This is a genomic window from Bradyrhizobium sp. AZCC 1588 (assembly GCF_036924735.1).
GTDB lineage: Bacteria > Pseudomonadota > Alphaproteobacteria > Rhizobiales > Xanthobacteraceae > Bradyrhizobium.
This window is the reverse complement of sequence record NZ_JAZHSC010000001.1, coordinates 3,923,096-3,938,970: the sequence shown is the minus strand read 5'-3', so window position 1 is coordinate 3,938,970 and position 15,875 is coordinate 3,923,096. Positions and strand designations below refer to the sequence as shown.

Here is a 15,875-nt window from a genome sequence, read left to right as displayed (position 1 = left end):
CCGAGCAATCCGCCGGTCAATCCGCCAAGCGACATGAGGAGTAAGCGTATGAGTAGTGTGAGTGAGCAGGACCACATCAATCCCCGCGATCCCCTGTACTACGCGCCGCGCTCGCTACGTGAGCGGTCGGCTTCCATGCGCGACGCCAGCCCCGCAACGACACCGTTTTCTCCGGCGTCGTTCGACTCCCAGCTCGAGAGCGCCGTATCCGATGCGCTGCGCCATTCCCTCGATCCCGAGATCATGCGCGAACCTCAACTGGAATCGAAGAAGGCGTTGTGGAGCGTCGCAGCGCGCTTTGGTGCCGCCATCGGCGTCTCGGCTCTCGTGGCGCTGTTCTTCGTCATCGTCGTGCCGGGGTCGCGGCAAAGCGACGGTGAGCCGTCGGCGTCCTCCGGAATCGTGCAGTCGATCAAGGCTGCCCTGTTCCAATCCGGAGAGGCCTCGCCAAAGCCTGCAATCAACGAATTCCAGGCCGTTCTCGCCTCCACGCCACCGAGCGCCCCGCCTGCGTCCGAACAGTCACAGTTGCTCAAGCAATTCATGCAGTGGCGCGAGAAGCCGGATCCGGCGACGCCACAACGCGCCAACCCATGATCCAGATGGAGGAATGACAATGCCTGAGAACCGACTTTCCGCCATCTTGTTCTCAAGGAGTTTGCCATGACCTCGCACCGGATCGCCTTGCTGGTCGGGGCCGTGCTCTTCGGAATCGCCGGCAGCGCCCAGGCTGCCGGCGACATTGCGATCGTGCGCGACCTTGCAGGCCGCGTCGGCCCCGTGATCGGCTCGGCCCAGGCCTGCCGCGACATTGCGCGTCCCCGCATCCAGACCATCGTCGACAAGTTTTCACAGGTGATCCGGGAAGCCTCGTCGAACGAGGCGGAGCGTTCTGATCTCACCCAGACGTTCGATCGCAGCGTGGCCGACGGCCGCGCCGCCATTAGCTCGGGCAAAATCGATTGCATCCGGGCCGATCGTCAGCTTGCCGATCTCGAACGCTCGATCGCGGGCCCCAGTCTTTCCAGCGTCATCGGCCCGTCCCCTGCCGCCGCGGCAACGGCCGCGAACGCGGCGACCGCGCCGACGGCCCCGGTCCCGACCGGGCCGCTGCCACGCGGCATCGGCGAAAAGGAAATCCGCTTCGGCATCGCCGCGCCCTTCTCCGGCTCGGCCCGTGAGCTGGGACGCCAGATGAAGCTCGGAATCGAGACCGCCTTCAACCGGATCAACGATGCCGGCGGCGTCGACGGGCGGATGCTCAAACTGCACGCCGCCGACGACGGCTACGAACCTTCGCGCACCGCGGACGCGATGAAGCAGCTCTATGAAAAAGACCAGGTGTTCGGCATCGTTGGCAATGTCGGCACGCCGACCGCGGCGGTGGCGATCCCCTATGCGCTCGAACGCCGGATGCTGTTCTTCGGGGCCTTCACCGGCGCCAACATCCTGCGCAACGATCCGCCGGATCGCTACGTGTTCAACTACCGCGCCAGCTACGCCGAGGAAACCGACGCGGTCGTCCGCTACCTCGTCAAGATACGCCGGCTGCAGCCTCGGCAGATCGCGGTGTTTGCGCAGCAGGATTCGTACGGCGACGCCGGATTTGCAGGGGTCGCCAAGGCGTTTCGCTCCATGGGCGTGAACGACGGCGCCATCGTCCGGCTCAACTATGCGCGCAACACCGTCGACGTCGACGATGCGATCAACCAGTTGAAGCTCGCGAAGCCGCCGATCAAGGCCGTCGTCATGGTCGCCACCTACCGGGCCGCGGCGCGGTTCATCGAGAAGACGCGCGACCTCTATCCCGGCATGGTCTACTCCAACGTCTCATTCGTCGGCTCGACCGCGCTCGCCGAAGAACTGAAACTCCTGGGGCCGCGTTACACGAGCGGCGTGATCGTGACGCAGGTGGTGCCGGCCGTGTCGGGCTATTCGTCGGCCGTGCTCGAATACAAGAACGCGCTCGCCAAATATTTCCCGGGCGAGGCGCCCGACTATGTGTCGCTCGAAGGCTATGTCGCCGCCAACGTGCTGATCCAGGGCATCAAGCGGGCCGGGCCGCAGCTCGATACCGAGAAGCTGATCGACACGCTGGAGACCATGCGCAATCTCGACCTCGGTCTCGGGACCTCGCTCGGCTTCGGCCGTTCCGAGCACCAGGCCTCGCACAAGATCTGGGGCACCGCGCTCGATGAAAGCGGGCGTTACCAGCCGATCGATCTCGAATGATCGGGAAGCCGCGATCCCTGTGATCGCGGCTTCACCATGCCCCTCTGACGGCGCGCTCAGCGCTTCTCGATGACAAGGCTCTGGATGGCGCGGCCGAAATAGCCGTACTCGTCGGCGAGCCGCGCCATTGCGAGCCCTGCGCCGTCGGGACCGATCCAGGACTCGGCATCGAGCAGGATCCAGTCGCCGACCGGCTCACGCGCAAAATTCACGGTCAGGTCGGCATTGAGAAAGGTCCACGCGCGGAAATCCAGCACGGCCGAGGTACCGTTGCAGAAATCCGCCGCCGCCATCGCCCGCATCGCCTGCGAAACGGCTGCGCCTTCCACGATCGGCCGGTCGACGCGATACCAGATCGCGCCGGGACCGGGCTCGCCGAAGCGGCCGCGCGCGGCGCGCAGCGACATACCTGATACGAACGGGCTGGAGGAAAAATCCGCGGGCTCGACGCGCGATCGATCCGGCCCCGGTAGCTCGACCGGCAGGATCGCGGCCTCTAGCGGCAATTCCTGGGACTGCACCTTGATCTTCAGCACGGTCGCGGCGACCACGACGACGCCTTTAGCCAGTAGCCTGATCGCGCAGAGCTGGATCTTGCGCCCCTCGCGCAAGACTTCGCTCTCGATGGTCAGCGGCGCCACCGGCACGGGACGCATAAGGTCCACGGTCACGCGCGCAACCCGCATCGCGACCGGCGTCGGAATCCGCTCCGCCGCCCACACCGCCAGCGCCGCCGGCGGCGAGCCATGCTGCATGCTCGGGTCCCATGGGCCTGCCGCAAAGGGGCTGGTGACGACGTCGTTGCCGTCAACGCGAAAAATGCCGTCCATTGAATAAGAAGTCCTGTCGATCAAGGGACGAGCTTCTTGCCTGCTTCCGCGGAACGAGTCGAGCCCGCGGCGGACAGAGTACCGTGCGCCATTCGCCGGAGACGGCGAGCAAGCCGGCGCGTCAAATGAACGCCATGCCGCCATTGAGGACGATGGTCTGCCCGGTCATGTAGCTGTTGCCGAGCACCATCGCGACGGCTTGCGCGACTTCCTCGGCCTGGCCCATGCGGCCGAGCGGGATGTTGCGCGCGAGGTCAGTCCGGCCGCCCATCATGTCGGTCTCGATCAGCGACGGCGCCACCGCGTTGACGGTGATGCCTTCCTTGACGAGGCGCGCCGCGTAGCCGCGCGTCAGTCCTTCCATGCCGGCCTTGGAGGCGTTGTAGTGCACGCCGATGGCGCCGGCGCCGCGCGCAGCGCCCGACGAGATGTTGACGATGCGGCCCCATTTGCGTGCCCGCATCGCCGGCAGCACCGCCTGCGTGCACAGGAACGCTGATTTCAGGTTTACCGCGATGGTGCGGTCGAAATCGTCCTCGGTGAGATCGTCGACGCCGCGCACGATAGCTAAGCCGGCATTGTTGACGAGAATGTCGATCGGACCGAGCGCGGAGGCGACCTGCTCGACCATGTTGGCGACGGCCGCCGCCTGCGACACGTCGGCTGCAGCCGCGATGGCGCGGCCGCCATTGGCCTTGATCCGGGCGACGACGGCATCGGCATCACCAGCGCGCTCGCGATAATTGACCGCGACCGCGGCGCCGGCTTCGGCAAGCGTCAAGGCAATCGCCGCGCCGATACCGCGGGACGCGCCCGTCACCAGTGCGACCCGCGCGCTCAAGTTCTGTCCGGCCATCACCGATCCTCCGTCGCCTTCACGGCGGCGCGCGACCCGCAAGGCACCTCACAATGCGGGGTCGACCGCCTCGTCGTATTCCTTCTTGAATCGCGCGATCAGCTCGGCGGCCGGCACCACCTTGCCGATGCCGCCAATACCTTGGCCGCTGCCCCAGATCTCCTTCCATGCCTTCGGCTTGGCGCGCTCGCCGGAGGCGTCGGTGCCAAAACTCATCTTCGAGGGATCGGAGGTCGGCAGGTCGTCGGGATTGAGACCGGCCTTGACGATCGATGGCTTGAGGTAATTGCCGTGCACGCCGGTGAACAGGTTCGAATAGACGATGTCTTCCGCCGACGACGACGTGATCATCTCCTTGTAGCCCTCGACCGCGTTGGCTTCCTCGGTCGCGATGAAGGCGGAGCCGACATAGGCGAAGTCGGCGCCGAGAATGCGCGCCGCACGGATGGCGCGGCCGTTGGCGATCGCGCCCGACAGCGCAATCGGTCCGTCGAACCAGGCGCGCGTTTCCTCGACGAAGGCGAGCGGCGAGATCGTGCCGGCATGGCCGCCGGCGCCGGCCGCCACCAGGATCAGGCCGTCGGCCCCCTTCTCGATCGCCTTGTGCGCGAATTTCTGGTTGATAACGTCGTGGAAGACGATGCCGCCCCAATTGTGCGCCGCCTGGTTGAGATCCTCGCGCGCGCCGAGCGAGGTGATCAGCATCGGCACCTTGTACTTCTCGCAGGCCGCGAGATCGTGATCGAGCCGGTTGTTGGACTTGTGAACGATCTGGTTCACCGCAAACGGCGCCGACGGCCGCTCCGGATGCGCCTTGTCGTAGGCTGCGAGTTCTTCCGTGATCCGCGCCAGCCACTCGTCGAGCAGCGAAGCCGGCCGCGCGTTCAGCGCCGGAAACGAGCCGACCACGCCGGCCTTGCACTGGGCGATCACGAGATCGGGCACGGAGATGATGAACAGCGGCGACCCGATCACGGGTATCGACAGGCGGCCCTTGAACAGCGCGGGCATGGACATTCGAAGCGATCCTCTGGTTATTCAGGCAAACGATTTGGCTCTAGAGATGCCAGACGTCATACCAACCAACAAGGCAATCTTTCCAGTGTCAAGTATTGCGTTTTGGCGCTGCCAGATGACGGAACAACCACTACTGACAGAGCGCCCTCGTCACGTAATTTTCCGTCTTGCAATCGCCAGACTGCCGCTTGTAGCCGGGCAGGAACACTTTCGGCGAGCATTTCTCGGCCGCGTCGGTGTCGAGGCTCTTGCCTTCCTTGTAGCCCTTGCTCTGGCACAACCGGTCGGCGCCGGCCTTGCAGTCCGGCGCGCCGTTGGCCGCGACGAGACACGCCGCCCGCCCGCTCACCATGGTCGAGGGCTTGGCCAAGTTCGACAGGCTATCACCGGCGCCTTTGGCGCCCGCGTTGAGATCGTCGATGGTCTCGCTTGGGCTCTTCAGCGGCGGCAGCAGCGATTTGGATTTCTCGAACAGCTTTCCGATTTCGTTGATCAGGCCGGGATTTTCCAGCGGCGCTTGCTGTGGTTCACTCTGCTGCCGCTCGGGATGAGCCGGCACCGGCTGCTGGGTCGGCGACTGCAGGCCGAGCGAGGGCTGCGGCGCGCCCTGGGGCCATGCGACTCCGGTCGTTGCCCCAAATACCCAGAGGCCAGCAAGGCCTGTCGTGAGGTGCGTCCTGAAAGACATTACGAAGGCTTAGTCGCTCCCAACCACAGCAATCCAAAATTCAGACCATCCGATCGATCAGAAACGCGGATACTCAATCTTCCACCCTGTCGCGGCAGACAGACGGTCAAAGTTTTCGTCCAGACCTGCCGTCATTCCATACGAAGTCGCCTCGATCCAGCGAACGGGTTGCTCTGCCACGAAGTAGAATTCGACTGTGCCGCCGCCTGCTCGCTGGAAGTACCCATACCGCCGCGGGTAAGAAACATCACTGCCGAATACGAACAGCCAGGCTCGCAGCCAGATCGACATCTGGCCACGCGCCGCAGCCATACCAGGAGGTTCTTCCGCCTCGTATTGAAACTGGACGCCCGGAAACGCCTCAGATAGGCGAACCATTATCTCTTCTTCAGAGCCCAGAGGCCCCTTATCGGGGCGTCGGATGATCCCGCGCAGAGACATGTCGGTCTAAGCGTAACCTCGTGGATCGGCTTCGCCAAGGCGCGTTCTCGGCTAGACCAGCTTGAACGCGGCGTAAAAGCCGAACACCAGGACGACGGCACCGATGGCTACCCAGGTGCCAAGGCGCTTTTCCAGCTCGGCCCGGATCACGTCGCCATAGCGGTTGAGCAGGACGGCGACCACGAAGAACCGTCCGCCGCGTGCCACGATCGAGCACAGGATGAACAGCCAGATGTTGTAGCCGGCAAACCCCGAGGTGATGGTAACGAGCTTGTAGGGGATCGGCGTCAGCCCCTTCAGCAGGATGATTACCGCGCCCCATTCGGCATAGGAGGCGCGGAAGGTTTCGACCTTGTCACTGAGACCGTAGACCGTGATCAGCCAGTGCCCCACCGAGTCGTAGAGCAACGCACCGATGGCGTATCCGACCACGCCGCCGGCAACGGATGCGATGGTGCAGACGGTCGCGAACCACCACGCCTTCTTCGGCTGCGCCAGCGACATCGGCAACAGCATGATGTCGGGCGGGATCGGGAAGAACGAGCTTTCCGCGAAAGAGACCGCCGCCATGATCCAGAGCGCATAGGGCTTGTCGGCGGCGTTGATACACCAATCGTAGGTCCGTTTGAGCATGGGCGCATGAACCATCTGGGAGCGGATTTGTCCATGCCGGAAAACGACGGAATTTGAGAGGATTTACTACCGCTTGCGTAGGGAACGGCCTTCCAGCGCGACAATTCGCCGCCGGACTGCGGGGCCTGCCGCCGCCTTGGGCAGCGGCTTGGTTGGCGCCGTTTTCGGCGACTTGACGGGCTTCGGCAGCTTCTCGGCGATGCCGAGCAGGTCCTCGCGCCGCTCCATCTCGCGCCAGACGTCCTCCGGCTTTACGCCGGCCGCTGCCCACAGCACGGTCAGGTTATAGAGCAAGTCGGCGCTCTCGCGGACCACCGCGTCGGTCTTGCCGTTGACGGCATCGATCACGACTTCGATCGCCTCCTCGGCGAGCTTCTTGGCCATCTTGGAGGGGCCGCGCTGAAACAGCCGGGCCGTGCGCGACGTTGCCGGGTCGAGATCCCGGGCCGCGATAACAGCCTGATAAAGCCGTTCGAGCGAATCACTCATTCTCCGAACCTAATGCAAAGCCATGGCCGGCGTGTTAACAGCCGCCTCTGCAACCATAAAAAATCCACCGGCCGGGGCGGTCGGTGGATTCATATTGAACGCTTGGTGACTTGAACGTTTGGTGACCGCCGCGGTTACCAGCGCGGCCGATAGTATGGACCGCAGCCGATGCAGTTGCGAGGGTAATAATACGGGGTCGGGTCCCCGTAATAAACCGGGCCGCCGCCATAATAGCCGTGGTGGTGATCGTAGTAGTAGTCACGGCGGTTCTGGGTGGCCGCAATCGCAAGCCCCGTACCGACGATGCCGGCAAAAGCCGCCGCTGCCGCCGCGCCGCCACCACCGCGATAGTGCCGGCGGCGGGCGCTGATATCGGTCGCGTCGCTGGTCCCGGTCGAGGCCGTCACGCCCTTGCTCGACGGCGCGGAGCCCGCGAATGCCGTGGTCGGCGCGACTGCCGTCAGGGCAACGGCCACAACCGTCGCCACCGCGCTGGCGCGGCCGATCGATGAAAACACACCCTTTTGCGCAAACATCTCGACATCCTCCGTGGGAGCTGGCCTGACAGGCCTTCGATAGCTAACCACCGAACGGATACTAGGTTCCCGAATCCGAACGGCGGCTGAACGATCCCTGGCAAAATCGTGGCAGTCATCGACCATTCAGGTTAGATGCTGCACAATGGCTCGCCCAAGGGCCAAGTCTGCCGTTGGCGATGTCACGAAACCGACATCACCGGCGCGGCAACTTGTCCCACCTCTTGCTGATGTCATCTCGATGCGTGCGATCAGGACCAACGCCATCCGCTCTCGTTTGAGCGTTCTCTTGGCTTTCCTTGCCGGGCTCTGCGCCATTGCGGGCTTCACGGCGAATAGCGCCCTCGCCGCCGACGAACCTCGGCCTCCGCTCGCAATCCAGTTTTCGCTGGATCGTCCGATCGATGCCGCGGCGGCTCCGTTCGTGATGGCGGCCGCCGGCGGCCTGTTCAGCGCTGAGGCGCTTGCGGTCACGATCAACATCGCCAGCGGATCGCCGGACGCGATTGCGCGCGTCGCGGCAGGCTCCAGCGATTTTGCCGTCGTCGACATCAACGCATTGATGCGGTTTCGCGACAAGGACAAGCAGGGCGGTCCCAGGATCAAGGCCGTGTTCGTGGTGTTCAACAAGGCGCCCTATGCCATCATCGCCCGCAAGAGCCGCGGCATCCGCGCGTTGACCGACATTGAGGGCAAGACTCTCGGCGTCGCCGAAGGCGACCTGTCGGCCCGACTGTGGCCGGCGGTAGCGCACCAGAACAGCATCAAGATCAAGAGCGTGAAGCAGAGCAGCATCAGCGCCGCGGTGCGCGAGCCGATGCTGTCGGCGGGCCAGATCGATGCCGTGACCGGATTCTCCTATCTGTCGGCGATCAATCTGAAGGACCGTGGCGTGCCTGCCGACGATCTGGCGGTGCTGAAATTCGCCGACTATGGCTGTGAAGCCTACGGGTTCGCTATTATCGCCAATCCGGCGCTGGCAGCCGCCAAGCCCGAGGCAGTGAAAGGATTCGTGAGAGCCGTCATCGGCGGGTTGCATCTCACGGTCAAGGACCCCGAACGCGCCGCGACCGAGGTCGCAAATCGCATGGACGGCGGCTCGAAGGACCTCGAACTCGAGCGGCTGCAAAGCATCCTGCGCGACTACGTCCTGACCAGCGAAGTGAAACGCAACGGCATCGGCGCCATCGATCCGGCACGCTTCGAACGCTCGATCGATCAGGTCGCGGACGACTTCAAGTTTCAGAAGCGGCCGCAGGCATCAGACATTTTCGACGACCAGTTCCTGCCCCCGCTCAACAACCGGCTGATTAATTGAGTGGGGCTTCTTCTTCCGCCAGTGCCCGCGGCTTACCCCTCTCCCCAGCCCTCCCCCGCAAGGGGGGAGGGAGCCTGATCAGCGTGCCCACCTCACTTCGCGTTGCTGTGCTGAGGTTGCAAACACGTAAGGGAAGCACCGGCGGATGGGTTCCCTCCCCCCTTGCGGGCAGGGCTATCGCATGTGGCCGAGGAGTTCGAAGAGGAAGGCATCGTTCCATCCGGCGCGCTTGAGCTTACCGCGCAAGGAGACCGATGTATCTGGATGGGCCCTGGCGACGTTGAGGGCCGTGCGCCTGAGTACGGCCAGATTGACCGGTCCGTTGTCCTTGCGATTGCGGGCAAGGTCCTCGTCGAGGGTAACGTCGAGCGGCCAGTGAAGGCCGTTTTCGATGGACCAATGGGCGCGGACGATGCGCAAAACCTCTTTTCGGCTGTAGAGACGGCTCATCAGGAAGTAGCGCTCGACCGTGTCGTCCTGGCCACGCTTGCTGGTGATGCGAGCGACAGCTTTGAGGCCGGGGAAGTTGTGTTTCTTGGCCATGCCGGGAACCGGCGCAACCAGCGCGACGCGCTTCTCGTTGCGCCCGTGCTGCGCATCGGTAGTGGTGAGCGATGTCTTGCCCGCGCGTTTGACGGCGCGGATTGCGGCTTTGGCATCCTCCAACAGAGCAGGCTGGTTTGCCTTCACCGCCAGCACATAGTCGCCGCCCCGCTCCACGATCTGCTTGGCCATCGCACGGTGGCAATGCAGGGCGTCGGCCGTGACCACGCAGCCCTTGAGCTGCAGAAGTTCAAGCAACTGCAAGGCGCCGTCGGCTTCGTTGTTGTTCGGTGCCAGCACGTTGGCGAGCGCCATGCGCGTCTGCTCCGCCCAGGCCGTTACCATGACCGGCGGCATGTGGCTCTTGCCGCGCTCATAGCCGCGCCGCAGGGCTTTGCCGTCGAGCGCAATCACCCCGCGCGGCCGCTTGATCTTCGCACCTTGAGCAAAGGCCTTCATGAACTTCTGAAACGCGGCTTCAAATGCCTTCGGATCGAGCATCCGGAACACCCGACTGAAGGTGTCGTGGCTCGGCAGGCCGTGCTCGAGCACCAGCACATCCCGCCAAAGATAGGCCTTCATCCGGGCAAACAGCGCCATGTCGGTGCAACTCGTTGCCCCACACAACGTCGCCATCAGCGCGATGAACAAGATCTCCGTCAGGTCATGCAGCGCGTTGTCGGCCCGCGGGTCCGGGAGATCGTCAAAGCACTCGGCAAATCGATTCATTGGCCGCTCCATCCGAATCTGGAGCAACCTTCAGAATCATTTTCTTCTCACTTTGCAACAGGTTGCAACATCCAACATGCGATTCCCCTGCCCTTGCGGGGGAGGGTTAGGGAGAGGGGTGCCGCTTGCTCAACTGCCTGCCGAAGTCGCCTACCTCACTCCTGACGAATGCCTCTGCCTCACTAGTCGTCCCAAGCGATCCCAGTTTACAATGGGCGATTGAATCGCCTTGCGAGTCCTCATCTGATGTCCATGCTGCGCCTTTACACCCGTGTCCTTGAGCTGCTTGGCAAGGAGGCGCGGCTGGGCTGGATTCTCGCCGTCGCCAATCTCCTGCTGGCCGGGGCGCAATTCGCCGAGCCGGTGCTGTTCGGCAAGATCGTCGACGTGCTCTCCGGCAAGCCGCAGAGCGGGATGCTGGCCTCGAACTCGGCCTGGCCGCTGCTGGCGGCCTGGGTTGTATTCGGCCTGTTTACCATCGTGTGCAGCGCGCTCGTCGCGCTCCATGCCGACAAGCTGGCGCACCGCCAGCGCCAGGTGGTGCTGACCGATTACTTCGAGCACATCATGCAACTGCCGCTCACCTTCCACACCGGCACCCATTCGGGGCGGCTGATGAAGGTGATGCTGAACGGCACCGACGCGCTGTGGCGGCTCTGGCTTGCATTCTTCCGCGAGCATTTTGCGGCGATCCTGTCGCTGGTCGTGCTGCTGCCGCTGGCGCTCTACATCAATTGGCGGCTGGCGATACTGTTGTTCGCGCTGTGCGTGGTGTTCACGGTGCTGACGACGCTGGTGGTACGCAAGACCTACGGCATGCAGACCGAGGTCGAGGCGCAGTACAGCGATCTCTCGGCGCGCGCGTCTGATGCGCTCGGCAACGTCGCACTGGTGCAGAGCTTCGTGCGGATCGATGCGGAAGTTCAGGGCCTGCGTTTCGTCGCCGACAAGCTGCTCGCCGCGCAGATGCCGGTGCTAGGCTGGTGGGCGATGGTCACCGTCATCACCCGTGCTTCCACCACCATCACCGTGCTCGCGATCTTTGCCGTCGGCATCTACCTGCACACGCAGGGACAGACGACGGTCGGCGAGATCGTGATGTTTGTCAGCTTCGCGACCATGCTGATCCAGAAGCTCGAACAGGTGGTGAGCTTCATCAACAGCGTGTTCATGGAGGCCCCAAGGCTGCAGGAATTCTTCGACGTGCTGGACGCTGTCCCCGCGGTGCGCGACCGGCCCGGAGCGGTCGATACCGGCCGGCTTTCCGGCCTCGTCGAATTCCACGACGTCTCGTTTTCCTATGACGGCAAACGGCCCGCGGTCGAAGACGTTTCGTTTACCGCTCTGCCCGGGCAGACCATCGCCCTCGTCGGCCCGACCGGCGCCGGCAAGTCGACGGCGATTGCGCTGTTGCACCGCGCCTTCGATCCGCAATCCGGCATCATCAAGATCGACGGCATGGACATTCGCGCGTTGAAGCTGACGGCGCTGCGGCGGAACATCGGCGTGGTGTTCCAGGAGGCCCTGCTGTTCAACCGCTCGATCGCGGACAATCTGCGCGTCGGCAAGCCGGATGCGACCGATGAGGAAATGCGCATCGCCGCAAGCCGCGCCCAGGCGCTGGAATTCATCGAGCGCAGCGAGAAGAAATTCGAAACCCATGCCGGCGAGCGCGGCCGGATGCTGTCCGGCGGCGAGCGGCAGCGTCTGTCGATCGCCCGTGCGCTGCTGAAAGACCCGCCGATCCTGATTCTCGACGAGGCGACCAGCGCACTCGACGCCGTCACCGAGGCCAAGGTCAATGCCGCGCTCGACGAGGTGATGAAGGGCCGCACCACCTTCGTGATCGCGCACCGGCTTTCGACCATTCGCAACGCGACCCGCATTCTGATGTTCGACAACGGGCGGGTGATCGAAAGTGGAACTTTCGATGAACTGGTGGCCATGGGCGGTCGCTTCGCGGAACTCGCCAAGGCCCAGTTCATGGTGCAGGAGAATGCTCGGGCCGACATCAAGGTCAAATAGGCCGGCAAGCATCTGTTACGGTTCAATTATCGCCGAAATTGCGCCTACTTCGTCCACGATTAAATCGCCGGGCCTCTGTTCTGAATCGCCAAGCCGGTATAGGTTTGCGACCTGCCGCAATGCGACGGCGCCGGACACGCTTGAAACCCGAACGTTTGATTTAAGGACCTCTCCTTTTCGAAGGCGGGTCTCAAAGGACCGGAACGGAAAAGTGCATCTTCTTCGCCCGTTGCTTCGCGCTTTCTCACTGAACCTGATTTTCCTGGCGACGGCGCTTGCCGTCATAACGCCGCGCGCCGCGCACGCCGAAGCGCTGCTGGTGGTCGAAGCCGATACCGGCAAGGTGCTGCAGGCCGACAACGCCACCATGCCCTGGTATCCCGCCTCGGTGACCAAGATCATGACGGCTTACGTCACGCTCAAGGCGGTCAAGGAAGGACGACTGTCGCTCGACACGCTCTTGACGGTGTCGCCGGTCGCCGCCTCGCAGTCGCCCTCCAAGATGGGTTTCCCTCCGGGCACCCAGGTCACCGTCGATAACGCGCTCAAGATGATGATGGTGAAGTCGGCCAACGACATGGCCGTGGTGCTCGCCGAAGGCGTCGGCGGATCGGTCGACGGTTTCTCGGCGATGATGAACCAGACCGCCCTGCGGCTCGGCATGACGCAGACAAGCTACGTCAATCCGAACGGGCTGCCGGCAGACGGACAGGTCACCTCGGCGCGCGATCTCGCGATGCTGGCACGCGCCGTCATTCGCGACCTGCCGGAATACGAATACTTCATGCAGATCGCCTCGATCCGCTACGGCCGCAGGGTGACGCAGAATTTCAACAAGCTGATCGGGCGCTATCCCGGCGCCGACGGTTTCAAGACCGGCTTCATCTGCGCTTCCGGCTACAATCTGGTTGCGTCTGCGACGCGCAACGGCAAGCGGCTGATCGCCGTCGTGCTCGGCGCATCCTCGGGCCAAGCGCGCGCGGTGCGCGCGGCGCAATTGCTGGAGCGCGGCTTCGGCAACGGGCTGGGCTGGCTGACGCCCGCACTCGGCACCGTCGACAAACTGGTTCCGGTCGATGCGACGCCGCCGAACCTGCGCGACGAGATGTGCAACGGCAAGCGCAAGCGGCCGGCCACCGATGAGGATCCGGACATCGTGGCCTCCAATGGCAATGCATCGACCGGCGAGAGTGCGGTCGCCTTCTTCACCGCCGGACTGCAACCGCCGGCGGGCAAGCCAGCGGAATTGCTCGCAGCCGCGGCGGCGCCCTCTGAACCAGTACCGGTCTATACCGGCCCGACCAAAACCGGACCGGCGCTGATCGCAGCGGTCGCAGCGGACGCCGAGAAGCAGACGCCAAAGCGTGGCAAGAAATCGGCGATTGCAGCGAAGAAGCCTGACGCCGCAGCACCAAAGGCCGAAGCCAGCGCGAAGCCGCCAGCCAAGCCTGCTGCAGTCCGGCATGCGACCGCCAAACCGGAGGCTGCCGCCAAGCCGGCCGCCTTGGCCGAGAAAAAGCCGGCCGCCTCGGCCGAAAGAAAGCCGGCCGCTTCCGCCGACAAAAAGCCGGCCGCCAAACCCGTCGCCGTCGGAGACAAGCCCGCGCCGAAGCCGGCCAAGCCGAAAGCCGCCGCTAAACCCAAAGGCGAAAACAAGCCGGCTGGTTAACGGGCCGCGGAGCCACGTAATTAGGCAGCTTTCCTGCCGTTCGGCCGAACGATTCCAGATCGCCGAAATGGGTCGAGAGCGCGCAGCCGCTTGCCATCGGCGGCGGCATTCACAATACTGCCCAAAACAAGGCATGCCCGGCCGAGAAACAGGGAAACAAGCAGAGGGGAAATACCATGGAGCGGATCTGGCTCAAGCAATATCCGGCCGGCGTGCCAGCCGATATCGACGTCACCCAGTACTCGTCGCTGGTTGAGCTGTTGGAAGAAAGCTTCAAGAAGTTCGCCGATCGCAAGGCGTTCATCTGCATGGACAAGTCGATCAGCTACCGCGACCTCGACGAGATGTCCCAGGCACTCGGCGCCTATCTGCAGAGCAAGGGCCTGCAAAAGGGCGCCCGCGTCGCGCTGATGATGCCGAACGTGCTGCAATACCCGGTCTCGACCGCCGCCGTGCTGCGCGCGGGATATGCCGTGGTGAATGTCAATCCGCTCTACACCCCGCGCGAGCTCGAGCATCAGCTCAAGGATTCCGGCGCGGAAGCGATCATCGTGCTGGAGAATTTTGCCACCACGGTGCAGCAAGTGATCGCGAAGACCTCCGTGAAGCACGTGATCGTCGGCAGCATGGGCGACCTGCTCGGCTTCAAGGGCGTGATCGTCAATCTCGTCGTGCGCAAGGTGAAGAAGATGGTGCCGGCGTGGTCGCTTCCAGGCTCCGTCTCGTTCAACGATGCGCTCTCTGCCGGCCGCAGCATGAAGCTCAGCAAGCCGCAACTGACGCGTGATGACGTCGCTTTCCTGCAATATACCGGCGGCACCACCGGCGTCTCCAAGGGCGCGACGCTGCAGCACAAGAACATCCTCGCCAACGTGCTGCAGAACGACGCCTGGTTGCAGCCGGCGCTGAAGAAGTCGCCGCATGTCGACCAGCTCTTCGTCGTCTGCGCGCTGCCGCTCTATCATATCTTCGCGCTGACGGCGTGCTTCCTGCTGGCGGTGCGCGCCGGCGGCGTCAATCTCCTGATTCCCAACCCGCGCGATATCCCAGGCTTCATCAAGGAATTGATGAAGTACCAGGTCAACAGCTTCCCGGCGGTCAACACGCTCTACAACGCGCTGCTGAATGCACCCGGTTTCGAGAAGGTCGACTTCTCCAAGCTGAAGACCTCGTTCGGCGGCGGCATGGCGACGCAAAAGGCGGTCGCCGAGAAATGGCTGAAGGTGACCGGCTGCGCGCTGTCGGAGGGCTACGGCCTGTCCGAGACCTCGCCGACGCTGACCTGCAACCCTGCCGACACCGACCAGTTCTCCGGCTCGATCGGCATTCCCGTGCCGTCGACCTATATCTCGATCCGCGACGACGAGGGCAAGGAAGTGCCGCTCGGCCAGCCCGGCGAGATCTGCGCCAAGGGACCGCAGGTGATGGCCGGCTACTGGAATCGGCCGGAAGAGACCGCGAACGTGATGACCGCGGACGGCTTCTTCCGCACCGGCGACATCGGCGTCATGGACGAACGCGGCTACACCAAGATCGTCGACCGCAAGAAGGACATGATCCTGGTCTCGGGCTTCAACGTCTATCCGAACGAGATCGAGGAAGTGATCGCGGGGCATCCAGGCGTGCTCGAATGCGCCGTGATCGGCGTCTCCGATTCGAAGTCGGGCGAGGCGGTGAAGGCCTTCATCGTCAAGAAGGACCAAAACCTCACGGCCGATGACGTCATCAAGTACTGCACCACGCAGCTCACCGCCTACAAGGTCCCCAAGCAGATCGAGTTCAGGACCGACCTGCCCAAGACCAATGTCGGCAAGATCCTGCGCCGCGAACTGCGCGACGAGAAGAAGGCCGCGGCGTAAGGCGCACGCG

Annotated in this window: 15 protein-coding genes; 6 read left to right on the top strand and 9 right to left on the bottom strand. The window is 63.8% G+C overall.

The window, feature by feature from the left end:
• Nucleotides 1–48: 48 nt before the first annotated feature.
• Together V1277_RS18505 and V1277_RS18500 are read left to right on the top strand one after the other, a co-directional pair.
• The gene (locus tag V1277_RS18505; RefSeq protein WP_334417551.1) at nt 49–597 is read left to right on the top strand and encodes a hypothetical protein; all 549 of its coding nucleotides are present in this window, start codon (nt 49–51) and stop codon (nt 595–597) included.
• A gap of 66 nt (nt 598–663) precedes the next feature.
• Nucleotides 664–2,232, top strand: coding sequence for an ABC transporter substrate-binding protein (locus tag V1277_RS18500; protein WP_334417550.1), 1,569 nt, complete (start codon nt 664–666; stop codon nt 2,230–2,232).
• Nucleotides 2,233–2,288: 56 nt separating this feature from the next.
• On the opposite strand, the gene V1277_RS18495 is transcribed toward V1277_RS18500, so the two are convergent.
• The 8 genes from V1277_RS18495 to V1277_RS18460 all read right to left on the bottom strand — a co-directional run bounded on the left by V1277_RS18495 (nt 2,289) and on the right by V1277_RS18460 (nt 7,722).
• Nucleotides 2,289–3,062, bottom strand: coding sequence for a thioesterase family protein (locus tag V1277_RS18495; protein WP_334417549.1), 774 nt, complete (start codon nt 3,060–3,062; stop codon nt 2,289–2,291).
• A 121-nt stretch (nt 3,063–3,183) separates the two neighbouring features.
• On the bottom strand, nt 3,184–3,918 hold the full coding sequence (locus tag V1277_RS18490) for an SDR family NAD(P)-dependent oxidoreductase (RefSeq protein ID WP_334417548.1): 735 nt from the start codon (nt 3,916–3,918) through the stop codon (nt 3,184–3,186).
• A 48-nt stretch (nt 3,919–3,966) separates the two neighbouring features.
• Nucleotides 3,967–4,935: an NAD(P)H-dependent flavin oxidoreductase gene (locus V1277_RS18485; protein WP_334417547.1), complete on the bottom strand. Its 969-nt coding sequence runs from the start codon at nt 4,933–4,935 to the stop codon at nt 3,967–3,969.
• Nucleotides 4,936–5,065: 130 nt separating this feature from the next.
• Nucleotides 5,066–5,623, bottom strand: a complete 558-nt coding sequence (locus V1277_RS18480; protein ID WP_334417546.1) for a hypothetical protein — start codon at nt 5,621–5,623, stop codon at nt 5,066–5,068.
• A gap of 57 nt (nt 5,624–5,680) precedes the next feature.
• Nucleotides 5,681–6,001: a hypothetical protein gene (locus tag V1277_RS18475; RefSeq protein WP_334417545.1), complete on the bottom strand. Its 321-nt coding sequence runs from the start codon at nt 5,999–6,001 to the stop codon at nt 5,681–5,683.
• A gap of 114 nt (nt 6,002–6,115) precedes the next feature.
• Nucleotides 6,116–6,697, bottom strand: coding sequence for a YqaA family protein (locus tag V1277_RS18470; RefSeq protein ID WP_334370629.1), 582 nt, complete (start codon nt 6,695–6,697; stop codon nt 6,116–6,118).
• 66 nt (nt 6,698–6,763) lie between these two features.
• Complete coding sequence (gene hisE, locus V1277_RS18465; protein ID WP_334370631.1) at nt 6,764–7,186, bottom strand: phosphoribosyl-ATP diphosphatase; 423 nt, start codon at nt 7,184–7,186, stop codon at nt 6,764–6,766.
• 134 nt (nt 7,187–7,320) lie between these two features.
• Nucleotides 7,321–7,722, bottom strand: coding sequence for a hypothetical protein (locus tag V1277_RS18460; RefSeq protein WP_334417544.1), 402 nt, complete (start codon nt 7,720–7,722; stop codon nt 7,321–7,323).
• Between the two features lie 241 nt (nt 7,723–7,963).
• On the opposite strand from V1277_RS18460, the gene V1277_RS18455 reads away from it, so the two are divergent.
• The gene (locus V1277_RS18455; RefSeq protein WP_334370634.1) at nt 7,964–9,040 is read left to right on the top strand and encodes an ABC transporter substrate-binding protein; all 1,077 of its coding nucleotides are present in this window, start codon (nt 7,964–7,966) and stop codon (nt 9,038–9,040) included.
• A gap of 174 nt (nt 9,041–9,214) precedes the next feature.
• Here the strand turns inward: V1277_RS18455 and V1277_RS18450 are convergent, their stop codons facing one another.
• On the bottom strand, nt 9,215–10,312 hold the full coding sequence (locus V1277_RS18450; RefSeq protein WP_334417542.1) for an ISAs1 family transposase: 1,098 nt from the start codon (nt 10,310–10,312) through the stop codon (nt 9,215–9,217).
• 246 nt (nt 10,313–10,558) lie between these two features.
• On the opposite strand from V1277_RS18450, the gene V1277_RS18445 reads away from it, so the two are divergent.
• From V1277_RS18445 to V1277_RS18435, 3 genes are all read left to right on the top strand, one after another.
• A complete protein-coding gene (locus V1277_RS18445; protein ID WP_334417541.1) occupies nt 10,559–12,337 on the top strand; it encodes a glucan ABC transporter ATP-binding protein/ permease in 1,779 nt (592 codons plus the stop codon).
• Between the two features lie 211 nt (nt 12,338–12,548).
• A complete protein-coding gene (locus tag V1277_RS18440) occupies nt 12,549–14,006 on the top strand; it encodes a D-alanyl-D-alanine carboxypeptidase family protein (protein ID WP_334417540.1) in 1,458 nt (485 codons plus the stop codon).
• Between the two features lie 176 nt (nt 14,007–14,182).
• Nucleotides 14,183–15,865, top strand: a complete 1,683-nt coding sequence (locus V1277_RS18435) for a long-chain fatty acid--CoA ligase (RefSeq protein ID WP_334417539.1) — start codon at nt 14,183–14,185, stop codon at nt 15,863–15,865.
• Nucleotides 15,866–15,875 lie beyond the last annotated feature (10 nt).